This window comes from Stieleria varia (assembly GCF_038443385.1).
Classification (GTDB): Bacteria; Planctomycetota; Planctomycetia; order Pirellulales; family Pirellulaceae; genus Stieleria; species Stieleria varia.
Genome location: NZ_CP151726.1, coordinates 2565451 through 2583213, shown reverse-complemented (window position 1 = coordinate 2583213; position 17763 = coordinate 2565451). Strand labels below are relative to the sequence as shown.

Genomic DNA, 17763 nt, shown 5'->3' with positions numbered 1-17763 from the left:
AATCCCATTACGATGACGCTGTTACAACTCTTCGTCGACAAAGATCACGTGCTGAAAGTGATGTTGGGATTCAAAACTCGCTCCGAGTGCGCCGATCAACAGACCCAGTGAGCTGCTGAAGCTGCTCATTGCGATTCGACAACCCCACCCGATTTGCGCGGCGGACAAGTCGGCGGCCCCCGCCCAGTTAGCGATCAACTGCGAGGAGAACAGCAGCGATGCGATGAGCATGGCGAGGGCTAACAGGGTGACCCATGTCGTGGCCAATCCCAGCAGCACAATCAGCAATGCCGAGGCGACGGTCACAACATTCTGTTCACTGCGTCCGCTACTGCGACGAATGAGTAGTTGTTGTCGCAGAGCAACAAAAACGGTGGCACCGGTCATTACCAAGATTGCCAGTTGCAGATTGGCAAGCGGAGTTTGAGAGATCGCTAGATCCCATGCTTCGGCGGTCATCATCAAGATCAACAGCGTTGATACCGATGCGATCGTCAAGCCGGATAGACGGCGAGTGAACTGCCAAGGGCGTGCGGCCCACACTGCTTGGAGGATTTCACGACGATTGATCCAAGCAGCCTGAGGGACAAACCACCAACGGCCGATCATGTTCGCCGAAGATTCTTCCAATCGAGGGTCCGCCATCTCAATGAGCGCCTCCTCCTGCCGTTGACGCTGTGATTCGTCGAGCTGGTCCATGCGATCGATATCCAGTGCCGTTGACGGTCGATGCATGATATTGTCTGGCTCGCTGACACTTCCTAAACCAGACAAATGACCGATCGCGTGCATCATCAATCGTCCCAGTCGTCCCGATATCATGTCGACACGCCGGGCTTCGTCGACATTCGCCCCTTCGGCTTTGGGATCGATCAACGATGTGGACAATACCGCGGCGTCGAACGGGCGACTGAGTGCGGCAAAGCAAGATGCGGACGAGTATTTTGCGGTCAACTCGGAAGCCGTTACGACCAGCACGAAATCCCAGTGCTTGCGGTCGCGTTCTTCTTGAGCTTGTCGTAACAAAACACTCGGTTCACTCAACGCGCCCGCCAACATCTCGGGGCGATCTACTTCGGAGAAACAGAAACGGAGTCCAGAGTCGGCGTGTGTTTTCGAGAGCCTATTGGACAGCCAATCGACCGCGCCACGGAGTGATTGACGGTCGATCGTGTCCAATTTGCCAGCGATGACGATCCCGATTTCGATTAGCAATGAGTTCACTGCTTTTCAATGGCGCCGAATGCAACACGAGCTCCCGCATCGCCAGTGGGTTGCGTGAACTGGTCTGCATCGGCGTGGATGACAATCGAACGACCGATGATGGAATGATCACCCGTCAACGAGATCACAGAGTCCTTGATGTCGATCATCGCAACGCCATCCGCATCGGCTTCGATGTTGCCCAGATCGCCGACGTGACGCTTTTCATCTGTCATCTTTCCGTGAGGCTGGTCGGTGGGGTTGTAATGGCCGCCCGTTGATTTGCCTGTCTCTTTGTCGGACAAATCTCCCTTCTCATGGACATGGAATCCATGCTTGCCGGGACTGAGCCCTGTCACTTTGCCGGTGACGGTCACCATCTCGCCTTGCTGGCTGAATTCGACCTGTCCCTCCACTCCGCTCTCGCCGACCGATACTAGTTCGCACTTGGCTTTCGCAACACTCTCCATCGCGTTGTCGTCAGACACTGTGTCGGCTGCAGGAGTATCGGTTGCAGGAATGTCGGTTGTGGCGGTCTCGGGTGAAGGGGCATTGGCCGTGGTGGAGACTTGATCGGCTGCTCGGTCGCAACCGGCAAGACCACCAACAACCAGTGCGGCCAGAGCCAAGCCAAAGATTTGTCGTAAGATCATCATAATACTCCCTGGTGAATTGAATTGAGTGTTCGGTTAGCCGTTGCGTTTTGTCCGCGGTCCTAGCCCGGACTATTCACGCGACTCCCTACAGTCTTCGCAATACGTTTGCACGAAACGGCTTACGCGGATTGCCACGAAAACGGGCTGCGCCTATCAGCCGCCACGCGATAGCGTCCGGTTCTCACGCCTGTAATCGGGAACCGGACGCTATCGCGTGCCGGCTGATGAATCATCCGGGCTAGGACCACGAACGAGCAAACGACGTGCCCAAGGCACACAAGAAACGCTTTCACGTCAAATCACGCCATTTGGCAGATCCTCGACGTTGAGCTATTCGAACTCATTTCGCGCACGCATCCATGGGATCAGTCCTCCGGCGACCAGTACTTCTTGTTGGCGTAGCGACATCGTGTGCCGGGCGACGATGTTGATCGAGCGAGTCGTGTTCGCGATGATCACTTCTCTGCCCGAACGAATCTGTTGGGCGGGGTGTTCGATGAGCAATTGGTCGCCTTGTGATATTTGCTCGGATGGGTTTTCGATCGTCAAAGGCAGAATGCCAAAGTTGATCAGGTTTTGCCAGTGAATGCGGGCGAAACTGGTGGCGATCACTGATCGCAGACCAAGGTATTGAGGAGCGATCGCAGCGTGTTCTCGGCTGGAACCTTGCCCGTAGTTGGCTCCACCGATGATTGCGTGTCCGCCGTCATACTTCTTTGCTCGCTCGACGTAGGTTGAGTCCACGTCGGCGTAAACAAAATCCGCGATGCGAGGAACGTTGCTGCGGAACGGCAGCACGCGAGCGCCGGCCGGCATGATCTCGTCGGTGGACACGTTGTCACCGACGGTCAGTAAGACTTTCAGATCCAATCGATCCGCCAGCGGTTGCGATTCCGGCAACGAAACGACATTGGGACCCTTTATCAATGGCGGTTGGCACCCACGTGCAGAACTCGGCGGGGCAGAGAACGGTTGCGTATCAACGATCGGCGACCGAGGTTCTCGGATTTGCGGATAGGGTTGTTCCGTATCGCGAGGGTCGACGATTTTGCCGGCAAGCGCGGATGCGGCGGCGGTTTCGGGGCTGCACAGATGCACGGCATCTTCTCGAGTGCCGCTGCGTCCGGGAAAGTTACGTGGCACGGTGCGCAAGCTGATGCGACCGGTCGCCGGCGCCTGCCCCATTCCGATGCAACCGTTGCACCCCGCTTGGTGAAGCCTCGCGCCGGCTTTCAGAAGCGTCAGCAGATGGCCATCGCGGGCAAGGTCTTGCAGGATTTGCCTCGATGTCGGATTGATGTCCAGCGAGACCCCGTCGGCGACGCGACGCCCCTTTACCATCTCCGCAATGATCGCAAAGTCTCGATAGCCGGGATTGGCACTGGAGCCTATGTAGGCTTGATAGATCGGCTGGCCAGCGACCTCGCGCACGGGAACGACGTTGCCGGGACTGGTCGGCAAGGCCATCAACGGCTCCAGCTTGTTCAACTCGATGACTTCTTCGCGGTCATACTGAGCGTTCGGCCCGGCACTGAACGCTTGCCAATCGTGTTCACGGCCTTGCGATTTCAGGAACTGCCTCGTGACGTCGTCCGAGGGAAACACGCTCGCGGTCGCCCCCAGTTCCGCGCCCATGTTGGCAATCACATGTCGATCCATTGTTGAAAGCCCGCTCAGTCCGTCGCCGCTGTACTCCAGAATCCAGCCCACGCCTCCTTTGACACCATGCCGCCGCAACATTTCCAAGATCACGTCTTTCGCACTGACCCAATCGGGCAATTTGCCTTCCAAACGGACATTCCAAACTTTCGGCATTTTGACGTAGAACGGTTCACCCGCGATTGCCATCGCGACCTCCAGGCCGCCTGCACCCATCGCCAACATTCCAATCGCTCCGGCGGCGCAGGTGTGCGAGTCTGAACCCAATAGCGTTGCCCCAGGCCTGCCGAAACGCTCTTGATGCAGTGGATGCGAAACGCCATTTCCGGGGCGACTGAACCACAATCCGAATCGTCGAGCAGCACTCTCCAGGAAAAGATGGTCGTCAGGGTTCTTGTGATCCTCTTGCAACAGGTTGTGGTCAACATATTGGACCGAGACTTCGGTCCTCGCACGCTCCAGATTCATCGATTCCAGTTCCAGCATGACCAGCGTTCCGGTCGCGTCCTGTGTCAGAGTTTGATCGATCCGTAGAGCAATCTCTGCCTCGGGCTGCAAGGTGCCCGAGATCAAATGGTTGTCAATCAATTGATGTGCGATGCTAGAAGTCATGTTCATGCGATGAAGATGGTCGAGCCGGTAATTTCGAGCAGATCAGGTGCAAGAATCAGTACTGCCACACATCATTTGCACCTAACCCGAATTATTCATAACCCGACGCGTGAGCGAGGGATACTGAGTAAATCCCTCACTCACGCGTCGGGTTAGGAAGAGATTTGGAGCACCTAGCGTGCCGGAAAAAGGTATTGCGCTGCTACAACTGCGTGGCTTGGGCGAGTTCCAGCCCAGCGATTAACTGCAATTCGAAACCTCGGAAAATCATTCTGGAAATCTCAGGCTAGGGCACACGGTTTGCTTCCGCTGTTCCCAGTTTCAAACGTTCGAGGTTTCTTGGCGGGCGTCATGCTTGCCGCGGCCCTGTGGATGTTTTTCGCTCCCCATCTCCTCTAGGCTGAATTCCTAGCGTTCATCTCTGCATGGTTTCCTCTTGCGATTCCATTGGGAAATGAAGACCACACTTAGGAACGATCGCAATGACCACGCTCGCATCGCCTCCGTGTCCCTCCGGCGAATCTGACACCAAAACCCGATCAACCAAAACCCGATCAAACGACCGGCAGTCCGTCGAAGACGCTCTACGGGAACAATTGGCTCTGAGCGGCCGCCGCCCGCTGCTACGCATTGATTGTTCGTGCGACTCGAATCGATGCGTGCTGAGCGGACGGGTTCCGTCATACTTTCTGAAACAAGTCGCCCAGGAAATCGCACGCGGTATAGAGGGCGTCAATGTCATCGAGAATCGCATTGAAGTATTCGCTGCACACGATTCCAAACAGCAGGAGACGGTCTCATGAACGTCGTGCGTTTCACAACCACTTGTCCTTCCTGTGATCGTCGCATGCTCACCCACATCGGTTTTCTAGGCACCATCGTTCGTTGCTCTCATTGTGCCGCGTCCTTCCAGGCACGTGACGTACCAGTAACAAACGTGAGTCGACTATCGACCAATCGCTGGCGGGAAAGCGATCAGCGTGATCAAGGTGAATACAGCCGAATGAAGCCGTTGTGTCGTGATGCAGTGCGGCAAACCGGCGTCGGCGTCGCCGCAGGCCGCTTGATTGCAGAAAACGGTCCGTAGTTTGCCAAAAATGTTTGCAACAAAAAACGATTCAACGAACGCTCGTATCGTGTTCTCCTCCTAATCGCAATTCCTTTTCACGCTGATAGAAATGGTCGACTATAGGATGTGGTGTTTGCCCCACATCGCGTCCTTGGGCCTCGATGCATTGCCCCGCATCGGGGCCTTTTTTTGTGGGCCGTTTTTGCGGACACCGGCTATCGGTCGACGCTAGCCCGGATTATTCATCAGCCGGCACGCGATAGCGTCCGGTTCCCCAGTATAGGCGTGAGAACCGGACGCTATCGCGTGGCGGCTGATCTGCGCAGACTGTTTTTCTGCCAATCCGCGCAAGCCATTTCACGCAAACGTGTTGCGATGACCGTATTGAGTCGCGTGAATAATCCGGGCTAGGGTCGAATCTCGTCAATCACACAACCGGCGCGGTCTTTGCAGCGACGCAAAGCTGAACGCTCATGCTTTCGCGACGTGATGCATCTGACGAATCAGAGTTCAACGAGCGAAAGCAAATGGACCAAGCGAAAGCAAATGGACCAACACGGCCAGCAATCAACGAACTAGGAGGACAACCATCATGGCATCCGCTGCCACCAGCAAAGAAACACTTCAGAGGATCGACCCAAGATCGCAGCACGCCCAACGCATTACGGAGTTTGTTCACGACTTCGTCGACTTGGACGCGTCTCCGAGCGAAGCAAAACCAAGTGAGTTCTGGCAGGGGATCAATGCTACGGAGACCAGCCTGTGGCTCGACAGCGGCGAGATTGCCGCAATCGGCTCTCTCTGGAATGAAAACCTTAGCGGTCTGACGACGAACAATACTCTGCTCAACAAAGAGGTCCAAGAAGGGACCTATGACGACCTCGTTCCGCAGGCAGGTAAGCTGGTCGCGGATCTAGCGGAAGAAAGCCAAGTACGAGAGATCGGGTTCATCCTGAATCTCTGTCACGCACTCAAGCTGGTGCAGCAATTTCGCTGTGGTGTCAGCGTCGAGCTTCACACCGACTTGGCCTACGATACCGCAGCAACGATTGACTACGCGCGACGTTGTCACGACATCTGTCCTGAGTTCTTTATCGTGAAAGTCCCCCTGACGCCTGCCGGCTTGGTCGCGATCAGACAACTGCGTGATGAAGGCATCCGGGTCAACTGCACGCTCGGATTCAGCGCACGCCAAAATTACGTCGCCACTGCACTGGCGCGTCCATCGTTTGTCAATGTATTCCTCGGGCGTCTCAATTCGTATGTGGCCGACAATCAGTTCGGCGATGGAGACCTTGTGGGCGAAAAGACGACGCTCGCCAGCCAAGCCGAAGTTGCGACGTTCACGCGAGGTCTACCGATGACCGACACCAAGCAAATCGCTGCCAGCCTGCGTGATGCTTCGCAATTGCCACGACTCGCCGGAGTCGACGTGATCACGATGCCGACGAAAGTCGCTCGCCAAGCCAAGGAGACGCTGAATCAACCCTGGAAATCGCAGCTCAGTGAACAGCATCGAGTCGTACTGGATGAAAAGGTCAATCCGGAAACGGTGCAGATAGAAAAACTGTGGGAAGTCAGTAAATCGGAGCGTGCATTGGTGCAAAAAGCGATTCTCTCACCCGCTGCCGATGCCAATGAACTGAGGCTCATGGCCGCCGACTATGACTCGGAGGATCTGTTCCCGGTCATGTCAGAACAAGAACTCCGGTGGATCGCCGATGACGGCAAAATCCCCAAGCATCACCGCTGGCAAGAGCGAATCGTGCGTGGCGACTTGGCAATCGACAGTCTCATGACACTGGCCGGTTTGGCCTCGTTCGCTGCATCGCAAGCCAAACTGGACGACCGCATCCGAAAGCACCTCCGATAGCCAAGTTTCAGAATTTGGCGGGTCTTTTGCAGCTTGATCTAGCTGGGCGTCGGTCTACGCGAGTCAACGATTGGCAATGGCAAAACACTTGGCGGGACACGCTATCGACTTGGAAAGTCGAGCGACGATTGTCGTTCGACTTTCCAAGTCGAAAACGAACATCACCGTCCGCTCAAACACAAACCATACGCTTTGTGCCGTACTACGCAATTGTCACCTCTCCCAGCTGCGCTGAGCGAGGTGACAGAAACGATCGGAGCTCCGCAGTATAGCAACCCCCAAAGTTTCAACAGCGTAGCCTACGGAAGCATCGGACGGACTCTTTATCCTCAACGGACAAAATGCTCAACGGACAAAGACATCCCAGTTTCCGTAGGTCTGTGTCTTGACGCCACGCGGGATCGACAACGCAAAAATGATTGCCGCCAGAAGGCTCAAGGTAACGCAATAGCCTGTCCCCGCATGCGCTAGCCAGGGACCAAGCCCAATCGCTGCTGCCAACAAAAGATTCAAGTAGCGACCGATGCGGACCACTTCACCCATGCAAATCACTGAAACGGTGACGATCAGTGCGCCGCCCAAATGGCCGATGTCGGCTGTAGTGCTGTGAATGTCAATCGCAAACCAATTCGGCAAGCACATCACAACGACGCCCAAACCGCTCGTGGTCACCAGCGTCCAAGGAAAGCTCATTCCCCACAGTGATGCCTTGAACACCTGCCCTGGTTTGCTGGGAAACTCCATGATGGCAGGTGCTGGGTCGTCGTGGGTGCATCCTGCGGCGTCGCCACCTTTCCAAAAGATTGCCCAAAAGGAACCGTTGCGGTCGCCACGTTGTTTTGCTTGTCGTACATGCTGGCACATCGCGACGACCTCATCGACTTCCAGCGGCAGCATTGGCAACATGATCAACGCGGCCAGCAGACACAACGTGCACCAGTGATGCACAATCACCGGTTGGGAAATCATCAAGATGATATGCACCAGTCCCAACGGAATGACCAACACGCCAAAGAAAGCAACCATCCATGGCATCGTTCGCCAACGAGATGGACTGCCCATGTATCCCATCAGGAACTCAAAAGTGTACGAGATGGTTCCTAGGCCAGCGTCGGAGATCGGCCAACGATGCGAAAGCTGTGAGTTCAGCACCTTTGCTGTCCCTTCTTGAAAGCCGAAGAAGGGGTCCCAAACATAGTCGATGTAGCCTAGCTGAAACATCGCCAGATAACGCGACACAATGAAGCCCGCGAAGCCGGTCGCGATCATGATCGAACGCTGCGGCCAATTGGAGGGGTTGTAGCTCCAGCCCGGGGGCGTGGCGTTGCCATGTTTCATGTACATGATCATGTTTGGCATCCCAGGGACCAGGATCGTCAACGCCATGACCAGTATTCCGACGAGTGAATCATTGAGATAAGCCGCAGCGGTCGGTGCCCAGAAAAGAATTGGTGCAAAGGTCAGCCAGACGCCGACGAAGCAGCATGCCCAAACCGATCGAGGGCGATTGGGGGTCAATGACCGCCATCCCAATACGATCAACAAGACTCCGCTCACGAAGTCACTTGTCGTCATCAACCAGGCCCGCCATTGCTGCAACTCGACCGTCGGCTGGTCAGCAAACCACGGCCCGCGGCCTCCAGATGGATCAACCCAAAGCGAGGGATTGCCGTATCCGAATTGAAACGGCGCAGCCAATAGCCAAATCCCCAGCAGTGGCAGCGTCCAGTAAATCCATAGCGTTTGCTTGTGATGCATCTGGAGCTTGGACAGCCGATCGTCATGACTCATCTCATGATGATCCTCGTGCTTGCTATGCTCACCATTGGGTGGCATTTCCGTTTCCATCAACGGACGAGTTGCACCGCGCGGCCCCGTCATTTTGTGTGAGTGTTCTGTCATGAGTTCAATCGCCCTGATCGGATCAACCCCGTTTAGATTTCTAAGCCATTTGATCAACGCTACATGCAAACATCATTCCAGATGCCTCCGTCTGCTCACCATGCGAATCAAACGGCGAGTTACCTGAGCGAGACGTCAAGAATCATCATCACGACGAATCCCAACATGAACAGCAGGGCGGCCAAGTCCTCGTTGCCCTCCTGCTGAGTCTCGGGAATCAGTTCTTCAATGACGACGTACACCATCGCGCCAGCGGCGAAACTCAGAGCGAAGGGCAGCACCGGAGCGACGTATACAACGATCGCAGCACCGATGACTGCAGCAATCGGTTCGACGATCGCTGACGCCTGTCCCATTAGCCATGCCTTCATGCGACTGGTGCCCTCAGCTCGTAACGGCACCGCCACAGCAATTCCCTCAGGAACGTTTTGCAAGCCGATGCCAATCGCGAGAGCGGTCGCACCGCCCAAGCTGGCCGTCTCAAGACCGCTGCCAACGCTTCCAAAGGCGACCCCCACGGCCAATCCCTCTGGAATATTGTGCAGCGTGATCGCAGAGATCAACAAAGCGCTCCGCTGCCATGTCGTCTTGATTCCTTCTGCAGACTCATCCGGCTTTCCGCGATGCAAGTGCGGCAGCGATCGGTCAAGTCCGTACAAGAACACTGCCCCCAGCAGGAACCCGACGGCCGCCGGAAACCAACTCGGCCAACCTTGCTCGGCCGCCGCGTCGATGGAGGGCTCCAGCAGACTCCAGTAACTCGCCGCCAGCATCACGCCGCCGGCAAACCCCAACATGGCATCGAACAGCTTTCGATTCACATGCAGGAGGAAGAACACGAACGCCGCACCCGCCGCCGTCAGAGCCCATGTGAATCCTCCGGCAATCAGAGCTTGGAGGATGGGATCGGCTTGACGAAATGATTCAGGCATGACAATCGCAGGACTTGATCTCCCAAAGGGGACCTCTCAAATAGGTGGCGTAGTGGGTTTCGCCAGAAATCCCGTCCGAAAGGAATTCTGGCGAATCCCATTACCAAGTTCGACAGTGAATGGATCGTCGTTGCTAAGCCAGTGCGGAGCGCACTCTCGCGACCAAGCCGTTGTCGCGGTCATCGCTGCCCGGCAGGAGGTAGGCCGAACTGGCGAGATAGCGGTTTCGGTGTGCAGGCGAAATGGCATAGAAATCCTCCAACGCGGCGGAGCTGAACTTGTAGTCGTGTGCGTCGTTGCCCTTCAGAAAGATCAACCGTCTTGCTTTGTCAATCAATGCTTCCGGTCGGCCGCCCGAGTTGAGATGGTCCAGCATCGCGTCGGCTGCCTTGCTGCGGTCCGCTGAGACTTGGCGAAAAATCTCATCCACGGCCAGCGGTTCCGTGGCGTCGTCACGCTCACGTGCTGCGTCGATCTTTTGGTCTCCGACCGCGCCGCGATCTTTCATCGACTCGCGGAAATATGGGATGAAGGCTGCGTTTTGTAGCAACAACTCGCCCCGGGTACGGTCTCGAAACGCGGTCCGATAGGCATACTGCATCGCGTTTGTGGTCGTCGCAGAATGCAGAGAGATGATGCCAGGCTGCTGTCCCAGCATTTCTCCCGAGGAGAGAAACAACGCATCGCTGATCGATTGGGGGGCAACGCCTTGTCGCAGCATCGTCACTACTTCGCCTACCGCCTCGCTCGGGCTGGCCGAACGCAAGGTGTCGAGCAATGAAGCCGTCGCAGATGCGTCGAGCTTGCCGTGCATCCAGTTGCCCTCCAGCGTGGGCAGTTTTTCTTGGGTGACTTTCCAAGCCGCGTCGGCTGCCAAGTCACTCTTCGCCGGATTCGGCTCCCCGTTGTGATTCAACAACGCGTACGCCAATGAGCGCAGGACCGGTTCAGCGTAACGCCATCCGATGCACTGCAATGTCCGGTAAGCATTGGCAACGTAAATGGCTTTGTGTCCGATGCTTCGATAATCACGGCACCCATAATGGGCCAACAGGTCAAACACCTCTGCCGCGCTGGCCGATCGGCACAACGCGGCAACAGCAACGTCAGCGGCTTCGACATCCCAGGCGTCCATCGCATCGCGAAACGCTTGCTTTGCTTTGTGTGATGGCGGCAACGACGATTCGTTGACTGCAGGCATCGTCCAGCCCCGTTCCTGGTCATCGCGTGCCTGAGACACTTTGAAATAATCCAAGGCCCAAAAAATCGGCAGCCAACGATCGGTGTCGGGTGCGGCGAGACTGGCCAAGTGCGCCGAGTTGACAACCAACACTGCATGAAACTTGAATCCGACGCTCGGGCGTGGCTCGACGTTCCGGACGCCGGCCAACATGAGCGCCGTCAAGACTTCTCGATAGCTTGTTCCCGATTGAACTTTCGCGGCGAAGGTTTCGATGACTTTCTCGCGAGGCGTTTCTTCTAACAGTCGAACCAGCGGCTCGATATCCGATGAAAATTGGACCGCGTCCGGGGACAAGTGAGTCTCAGCAGCCGAGACTTGCGGCAGTCGTCCCAGAAAACCAAACTCGCTCAACGAGAGGATCATGCCGGATGCCGCCGTCGACCGAAGAAAAGAGCGTCGTTTTGGGTCTACCATGAGATTCCCTTTGGATTGAGTTCGCCGGCCGACTGCCACGCTGCAGCCTTACATCTTCCATCATATCCGATCCAAGTGCTGCGATTTTGAATTGAACTTGATCGGAAACGATGCAAATACCAGCACGAAGCGCAAGCGAGTGAGCAAAACGCCATGAATCACTCGCTTGCGCTTCGTGCTGGCATCAAAGCTCAACTCGCGATATTGGCACTAGTCACCCCCAAACAAATCGGAAGTTGAAATCGGTCGCCGCGTGGCCGGGCTAGCAACTCGCAGTCCTCAGCCCCTCTTGATGGGGCGTCTTGCCATTTGTACGTCGTCCCAAAAGTAGCTCGGCCACAGCAGCGAACGCAGCGATTTCGACAGAAACGCGAGCCCCACCGATCCGGCGATCGTCAACAATACGACCGCCAAGGTAAGCGTGGACTGGACGATCATCGCTATGCTGAGAACCGTATCCAGCATGACAAATCCGAGTGCTGTGATTCGTGACATCGGTATTTCCTTCGATAGCAAGAGTTCAACTGCGAATGGTTTGTATGCCTTGTTCCCGCTCAGTGTTCAGCGCAATGCGTCCACACTGAGCTTCTCAGCAACTTGCCCCGCCGTCCAACGTCGGTTCACCACCAGACGCCAAAGTTTCCGATGCGGAACCCACTTCTACCGTACCCGTACGAGCGACCAAAGTTGCCGTAGTAGGGGCGTCCGCCATAGCGATAGTACGAATTGCCGTAGCGTGGACTTCGATAAAGTGGGTATCGATAACCACTTCGATAGCGGCTTCTCCAGTCGTAAAAATCATTGTCCCAATTGCGACCACGATTTCGACCGTCATATCCACGACGACGCTGATCGCGTTGAACCACCAACATCGTGCCGTCAGAACCCAACACGTCGGATCGCTGGGAAATGTCGTCCGAAGGCTTCATCTCACGGATTGATTTCTCCAGCTCGCGAATTCGCTTTCGCAGTTCATCTAGGGTTTCCTCTAACATCTCAGAAGATTCCTCTCGGCCGGCGGAGTACTGCGAGCGGCCCCCCATGGACTGAAAAGCATTTTGGGATTCTCGCATGAACCGCATCGGTGCTTCGTCGAGATCACCAACGGTGACCTTCATCTGCATCGGGTCTCCGTTGCGATGAACCGTCAGTTGGAGTTCCGTACCCGGCTCCATGTCTTCAATGCTCTCTGCAAAAGAACGTACACTGCTGATCGCACTTTGCTCACGTTGAACAATGACATCTCCACTTCGAAGCCCGGCGTCTGAGGCTGGGCTGCCACGCATGACTTTCTCGATGCGGACGCCCTTGTCGTCTTGGTCTGGAGACAGCATCACCCCGAGCCATGCCCCGTGACTCGCGGGCGGCTTGTCGGCTTTGGATGCCAACATGACTTTCTGTTCCATCGTTTCACCTTGACGCCACAAGCCGATCGTGGCCGTGTCACCCCCTTTGGTTTTTTTCAATGCATCCATCAATTCTCTGGGCGTCGAGACCTCAGTGCCATCGAGTGTGAGGATGTAGTCGCCATGCATGATTCCGGCTTCGTGCGCCGGACTTCCCCAGACGGTGTCAAGCACACAAACGCCTTCGCCGGGGCAAGACCCGACAATGACACCCAACTGAGGCGACTCATCATCTGCGTGTTCGTCTGACAAGCTGGCTGATTTGGCGTCATCTTGGTCGCTAACCGCAGCCTGTTTGGGCTCGTCGCCAAATGTTGTATTTGCGGAAATACCCGCGAGAGGAATCACGGCTAGGGCCGCAATCGAGAGTGAAAGCCGTCCGTATCGAGTACGAAATGTGGAGCAAGGCATTCGTAGAATCTCCATGTTGAAGTAATCGCGTTGGAAGAATAATGGGCTCACGTACGATAAACCCGACGTCGATCATCAACCGTTGCAAACGGCGTGCCTGCAAAATCCAGGTTAGCCCGGATGATTCATCAGCCGGCACGCGATAGCGTCCGGTTCCCGAGTAGAGGCGTGAGAACCGGACGCTATCGCGTGGCGGCTCATGTGCGCAGCCTGTTTTCGTGCCAATCCGCGTAAGCCGTTTCGTGCAAACGTATTGCGAAGACTGTAGTGAGTCGCGTGAATAATCCGGGCTAGCGTCTTAGCGGCTAATGGTTTTCGGATATGTTGAATGTCTCCCCAACGGCGTCTGCGATGGTCAATCGCCGGCGGACTGTTGACTTGATCTAACGTTCGCCACGAGAGGTTGTCGTGTCTCGATTGCTCCTATGCTGCTTGGTCTGCGTTATTACCAAAGTCGCTATCGCTGAGAACGGGTATCAATCGGCATGGGTGGATGCCATTCGCCAGACTCCTAATTGGAGATTTGTTGACGACGATTTTCTGTCCCGTATTCGGAATCGACAGTCTCGCTATGTGGGAATGCCGATTTCGGTGATGGGGATGGTGACGACAAGTGAAAACAGAGCGGTCGCTAACGCTTTGGTGTTGCTGAGAATTCAAAGCAATTCCTCAATGGTGAATCGTAATGCCGGTGTCGCGGAGGATGTATTTGCTGTCACTTGGACGGACAAAAATGGCGTCTACAAGTTCCAGCAGCAACCGACGCCTTGGACCGAACCAATGCGAAACCGGCAGTGGGAGATCTGCGTGCTCTCGCAAGGTCACGCGATGGGATTGCAGAGTTACTCATCGATGGATGGTCGACCGTATTTTCAGAACTTTGTCTTGTTGCCCGCGAAAACCATTCGGGGCCGAGTCTTGGATTCGAACGGGACGCCTCCGGAAACTGCGGAAGTCGCGTTGACAGAGATCTCCAAAGGTTCCGAACGTAAACCGCTGCCGACGGAATGGCAATCGTTGCTCTTTAGTGAAATACAGCATTTCATCTCCGTTTCACCCGAGGGCTTCTTTGAATTCTCAGGATTGCCCGAGCATCACATGGTGACCATCGGCGTGCGGATCCCGAAGTTTCGCGAGACGGGATTCAAACGTCATTACTATCTATCGACGGATAGCAGCGAGCCATTCCTTGCGACGATTCATCGGCTGAACCCTGAGGTTGGGATCGACCATCGAGAGTCAGTGCTGCGTTTTGAGATCCCAGGCAAAGCTGCGGTGAAGGATTTTCAGCCAGAGGTCGTTTTGGATCGACAGCAGGAACAGAAAAAGACTCGCAGAGCGATCATTCGAATCAACGATCGTGTGACGGGAAAGCCGATCTCTGGTGTCGGCGTCAGTTTCGTGTTTCGACGACCTGATCACGACTACAGCCTCTACAAAGACCCTCAGGCGGTCAGTGATCCAGAGGGGACCGTCCAACTGGAATTGCCAGTCTCAGAATGCGCCGTGGTCGCTTTCGGGCGTCGTTTTGGTTACTTGACCCACTTTGAGCCTTTGACGACCAACCCGAACGAGTTCACGCCGGATCTTGCGCAAGATCAATGGGTACGCCAAGTGCCAGCAGGCGAGGAAGCGATCGAACTTAGTTTTCAATTTGATCCCGTACCTCCTTTGACCATCAGATTGTTGGACCGCAAGGGCAGCCCGGTTCAAGCGACCATTCAGATTGAATCGACTGATTGGCAATACCGATTTCCGGACATGCAGACCGATGCGGGCGGCATGGCAACCTTGTCAATCCGTCCGGTCTTGGACAGGGTGCAAATCACTGCGACCACTCCGAATGGTGTATCGTTGAGCGTCGAGAAACTGCTATCGCCGGATTTTAAAAAGACGGAGTCGGTTGAGTTGCAACTGGAATGACACACGGCATTGATAACTCGCAGCGTGAGGGCAGTTCGAGCCGTGGTCGAGCTACGCATGACCGGTCGGCTCAATCGTTGGACTTGCATCCAGCAGGGTCGTTTCCGTAGCCCAGGCCGGGGCCGTTGAGCTTGGCGGTGGGAATTCTGCCTTCTCGGATTTCAAAGAAATCGGCGAACTCGCCCATCCAACGCTGGTTGGCGGCCGGAGAGTATTGCCGTCCGTTGCTTTCCACCGCAGCCACGCCGGGAATGTGCGCGGCCAAGGACGCCGAATGCAGCAGAGACGCACCCACACACGTCAGGTCTTGAACGCACAGATACAGGTTTTCGTGACGAGCAACCGCACCGAGCAATAACGCTTCGCTGTGCCCCTTGCAGGCTTTCAAGGCGATCCCGCTGTATCCTTGCTCGACCGCGGTTCGCAGACTCTGTAGTCCAATCAAAGATTCATCGATCACCACGGGGCGACGTTCGGCGGCGCGGTGCATGGTCAGTTCGGGATGCGAATCCAAATCGCGATGAGTGGGTTGTTCGATGTACTGGACACAACGCAGAGCGGCAGGGCTTTGCTCGGCCAGCTTGTTGAGCAAACGCAACACGTAGTCTTCGTCTTGACAACGCTCGTTGAAATCGAGCGAGAACGACCAGTCGGTTTGGGGACGAGTTTCGTTGGCGACCGCATAAGTGGCTTGAACGCGTTGAACGTCCCAGTCCAAGTTCGCGCCATCGAGCTTGATCTTCAGATGCGTCAGACCGTTGCGAACAATCCACTGTCCCAGGGTTTCAGGAAGCCCGTCACCGATCGGCTCCGCGACGTCGGTTTCCGTCAGCGGATCGAGCGCTCCCACCAAATGGTACAAAGGCATCGATGGCGTCGGTTGCGTTGCGATGAACTGAGAAAGGTGCAACCCGCGATAGTTCGCATCGCCCAGGTAATGTTCCAAGTCATGTTTCAAGTGATCCGGGCCGAGCAACTGATAGCTGCTGGTCCCGGCTGCTTTGCCATGAGCATCGAACAACGCGGACTCGATCGGCGATGCCGCCAGCAAGACCGCCAACTCCGGAATCGGTTCAGCAAGTCCCTCCTCTGCGGCAAGCTTCGCCGCCAAGTCTCGCCGCGTTTGGACCATCGCATGACACAGGTCCATTGGGTGCCCGGTTTGCTCGGCGGCTTGGTATGCCTCAGCAATTTTTCCCGCGAGCCGAACGACCAATTCCAGTTTGCGGTCATCACTGAGCACCGCACTGGCATCACCATGCCGTGCACTGGCATCACCATGCAGTACGTTGGGCCAAGCCCATGCGACTCCCATGGTCATCGATCCGAGTCCCAACCCGTGGCCGGCGGCTGAGTCCGCGTTGCAGTCGCATGAAAGTACCGTTACATCCGTGACCACGCGTCCGCCGAACTTCATCGGAGTTCGATACTGATAGGTCTCGGTGCGGAGCTGAAGTTCGAATCGAGTGAGTCGGGTGTCGGTCATGTGAGCAAGTGGTTGATGGAGGACTGGCGGTCACGGGCGTGGCGTCATCTGAGTCGTCAGATTAGCTTGAAAACCGCTATGATGGTAGGACGAGACGAGCGGCGACGTTCACTCTATACTGGAGGCTCCTCCAGTGTTCCCTCCCCCTGATTTTGAGAATGACCATGCTTCGTTCACTCAGCCACGCGTTGCTTGTTTGCTTGTTTGCCAGTGCCTGTTGTGTGAGTTCGCTCGCTACTGCGGATGACGGTTGGAAACCCTTGTTCGATGGCAAATCGTTGGACAACTGGTCGGTCAAGAGCGGCTATGCGACCTACAAAGTTGAGGACGGCGGTATCATCATGGGCAAGACCGCCGAAGGCAGCGGGAACTCATTCTTGTGTAGCAAAGATGAGTTCGGTGACTTTGAGCTGAAATTTGAAGTCAAGGTCGATGACGGTTTGAACTCGGGCGTGCAGATTCGATCCAAGCTGAAAGACGCGGACAAGCAGAATTCCTACGGCGGCCGTGTTTATGGACCGCAAGTCGAAATCGAATCCGGTCCCGGTCAAGCGGGATTCATCTACGGTGAAGCGACCGGACGAGGCTGGTTGTCGCCCGAACCGGAATCCAAAGACAAAGCGGTCAATGAGCATTCGCACTTCAAGAACGGTCAATGGAACGAGTATCGCGTGTTGGCAAAAGGGCCAAACATCAAGGTCTGGATCAACGGCGAAATGATCGCCGATTTGACGGATGCCGATATTTATGAAACGCATCCCAAAGGATTGATCGGGTTGCAAGTCCATGGCATCCAGAAGGAGACAGGTCCCTACGAAGTCCGCTGGCGCAATCTGCAGATCAAGCCTTTGTAGTCACGCCCAAGGCATCGACTGACAAGGTTCATCTGCTAACAACGTATCTATTGATAGCGTGCACTGTCAGGCGTGACGGAAAATGGAATCTCCGCCGAACACGTTCGGCGGGGTTGTCGT

The 17763-nt window shown here is 55.7% G+C and carries 14 protein-coding genes; 5 read left to right on the top strand and 9 right to left on the bottom strand.

The annotated features are described in order from the left end of the window. Nucleotides 1-21 precede the first annotated feature (21 nt). The 3 genes from Pla52nx_RS08850 to Pla52nx_RS08840 all read right to left on the bottom strand — a co-directional run bounded on the left by Pla52nx_RS08850 (nt 22) and on the right by Pla52nx_RS08840 (nt 4130). Complete coding sequence (locus tag Pla52nx_RS08850) at nt 22-1224, bottom strand: hypothetical protein (protein WP_146519012.1); 1203 nt, start codon at nt 1222-1224, stop codon at nt 22-24. Next, nucleotides 1221-1856: a superoxide dismutase family protein gene (locus Pla52nx_RS08845; protein ID WP_146519013.1), complete on the bottom strand. Its 636-nt coding sequence runs from the start codon at nt 1854-1856 to the stop codon at nt 1221-1223. Before Pla52nx_RS08845 ends, Pla52nx_RS08850 begins: the two co-directional genes overlap by 4 nt. A 333-nt stretch (nt 1857-2189) precedes the next feature. Continuing rightward, a complete protein-coding gene (locus Pla52nx_RS08840) occupies nt 2190-4130 on the bottom strand; it encodes an aconitate hydratase (protein ID WP_146519014.1) in 1941 nt (646 codons plus the stop codon). 482 nt (nt 4131-4612) lie between these two features. Here Pla52nx_RS08840 and Pla52nx_RS08835 point away from each other — a divergent pair, with 482 nt between their 5' ends. The 3 genes from Pla52nx_RS08835 to Pla52nx_RS08825 all read left to right on the top strand — a co-directional run bounded on the left by Pla52nx_RS08835 (nt 4613) and on the right by Pla52nx_RS08825 (nt 7072). Continuing rightward, a complete protein-coding gene (locus tag Pla52nx_RS08835) occupies nt 4613-4933 on the top strand; it encodes a BON domain-containing protein (RefSeq protein ID WP_146519015.1) in 321 nt (106 codons plus the stop codon). A 134-nt stretch (nt 4934-5067) separates the two neighbouring features. After that, nucleotides 5068-5217: a hypothetical protein gene (locus Pla52nx_RS08830; RefSeq protein ID WP_197454379.1), complete on the top strand. Its 150-nt coding sequence runs from the start codon at nt 5068-5070 to the stop codon at nt 5215-5217. Nucleotides 5218-5791: 574 nt separating this feature from the next. Beyond that, the gene (locus Pla52nx_RS08825) at nt 5792-7072 is read left to right on the top strand and encodes a transaldolase family protein (RefSeq protein WP_146519016.1); all 1281 of its coding nucleotides are present in this window, start codon (nt 5792-5794) and stop codon (nt 7070-7072) included. 345 nt (nt 7073-7417) lie between these two features. Here the strand turns inward: Pla52nx_RS08825 and Pla52nx_RS08820 are convergent, their stop codons facing one another. The 5 genes from Pla52nx_RS08820 to Pla52nx_RS08800 form a co-directional block, all read right to left on the bottom strand. After that, a complete protein-coding gene (locus tag Pla52nx_RS08820) occupies nt 7418-8974 on the bottom strand; it encodes a vitamin K epoxide reductase family protein (RefSeq protein ID WP_146519017.1) in 1557 nt (518 codons plus the stop codon). Nucleotides 8975-9093: 119 nt separating this feature from the next. Continuing rightward, nucleotides 9094-9906, bottom strand: coding sequence for a ZIP family metal transporter (locus Pla52nx_RS08815; protein ID WP_146519018.1), 813 nt, complete (start codon nt 9904-9906; stop codon nt 9094-9096). Between the two features lie 133 nt (nt 9907-10039). Further along, complete coding sequence (locus tag Pla52nx_RS08810; RefSeq protein WP_146519019.1) at nt 10040-11563, bottom strand: hypothetical protein; 1524 nt, start codon at nt 11561-11563, stop codon at nt 10040-10042. A gap of 279 nt (nt 11564-11842) precedes the next feature. Beyond that, nucleotides 11843-12058, bottom strand: a complete 216-nt coding sequence (locus Pla52nx_RS08805; RefSeq protein WP_146519020.1) for a hypothetical protein — start codon at nt 12056-12058, stop codon at nt 11843-11845. 125 nt (nt 12059-12183) lie between these two features. Beyond that, nucleotides 12184-13380: a PDZ domain-containing protein gene (locus Pla52nx_RS08800; protein ID WP_197454380.1), complete on the bottom strand. Its 1197-nt coding sequence runs from the start codon at nt 13378-13380 to the stop codon at nt 12184-12186. A 408-nt stretch (nt 13381-13788) separates the two neighbouring features. Here Pla52nx_RS08800 and Pla52nx_RS08795 point away from each other — a divergent pair, with 408 nt between their 5' ends. Beyond that, nucleotides 13789-15303: a hypothetical protein gene (locus tag Pla52nx_RS08795; RefSeq protein WP_146519022.1), complete on the top strand. Its 1515-nt coding sequence runs from the start codon at nt 13789-13791 to the stop codon at nt 15301-15303. Between the two features lie 70 nt (nt 15304-15373). On the opposite strand, the gene Pla52nx_RS08790 is transcribed toward Pla52nx_RS08795, so the two are convergent. Continuing rightward, complete coding sequence (locus Pla52nx_RS08790; RefSeq protein WP_146519023.1) at nt 15374-16789, bottom strand: mandelate racemase/muconate lactonizing enzyme family protein; 1416 nt, start codon at nt 16787-16789, stop codon at nt 15374-15376. Nucleotides 16790-16953: 164 nt separating this feature from the next. On the opposite strand from Pla52nx_RS08790, the gene Pla52nx_RS08785 reads away from it, so the two are divergent. Then, complete coding sequence (locus tag Pla52nx_RS08785) at nt 16954-17643, top strand: 3-keto-disaccharide hydrolase (RefSeq protein WP_146519024.1); 690 nt, start codon at nt 16954-16956, stop codon at nt 17641-17643. Nucleotides 17644-17763: the final 120 nt, after the last annotated feature.

Bases quoted from the DNA above. Each gene is read 5' to 3' on its own strand.
- Pla52nx_RS08845 (WP_146519013.1), bottom strand. From the start codon at position 1,856: ATGATCTTACGACAAATCTTTGGCTTGGCTCTGGCCGCACTGGTTGTT.
- Pla52nx_RS08840 (WP_146519014.1), bottom strand. From the start codon at position 4,130: ATGACTTCTAGCATCGCACATCAATTGATTGACAACCATTTGATCTCG.
- Pla52nx_RS08835 (WP_146519015.1), top strand. From the start codon at position 4,613: ATGACCACGCTCGCATCGCCTCCGTGTCCCTCCGGCGAATCTGACACC.
- Pla52nx_RS08825 (WP_146519016.1), top strand. From the start codon at position 5,792: ATGGCATCCGCTGCCACCAGCAAAGAAACACTTCAGAGGATCGACCCA.
- Pla52nx_RS08820 (WP_146519017.1), bottom strand. From the start codon at position 8,974: ATGACAGAACACTCACACAAAATGACGGGGCCGCGCGGTGCAACTCGT.
- Pla52nx_RS08815 (WP_146519018.1), bottom strand. From the start codon at position 9,906: ATGCCTGAATCATTTCGTCAAGCCGATCCCATCCTCCAAGCTCTGATT.
- Pla52nx_RS08810 (WP_146519019.1), bottom strand. From the start codon at position 11,563: ATGGTAGACCCAAAACGACGCTCTTTTCTTCGGTCGACGGCGGCATCC.
- Pla52nx_RS08805 (WP_146519020.1), bottom strand. From the start codon at position 12,058: ATGTCACGAATCACAGCACTCGGATTTGTCATGCTGGATACGGTTCTC.
- Pla52nx_RS08800 (WP_197454380.1), bottom strand. From the start codon at position 13,380: ATGCCTTGCTCCACATTTCGTACTCGATACGGACGGCTTTCACTCTCG.
- Pla52nx_RS08790 (WP_146519023.1), bottom strand. From the start codon at position 16,789: ATGACCGACACCCGACTCACTCGATTCGAACTTCAGCTCCGCACCGAG.
- Pla52nx_RS08785 (WP_146519024.1), top strand. From the start codon at position 16,954: ATGCTTCGTTCACTCAGCCACGCGTTGCTTGTTTGCTTGTTTGCCAGT.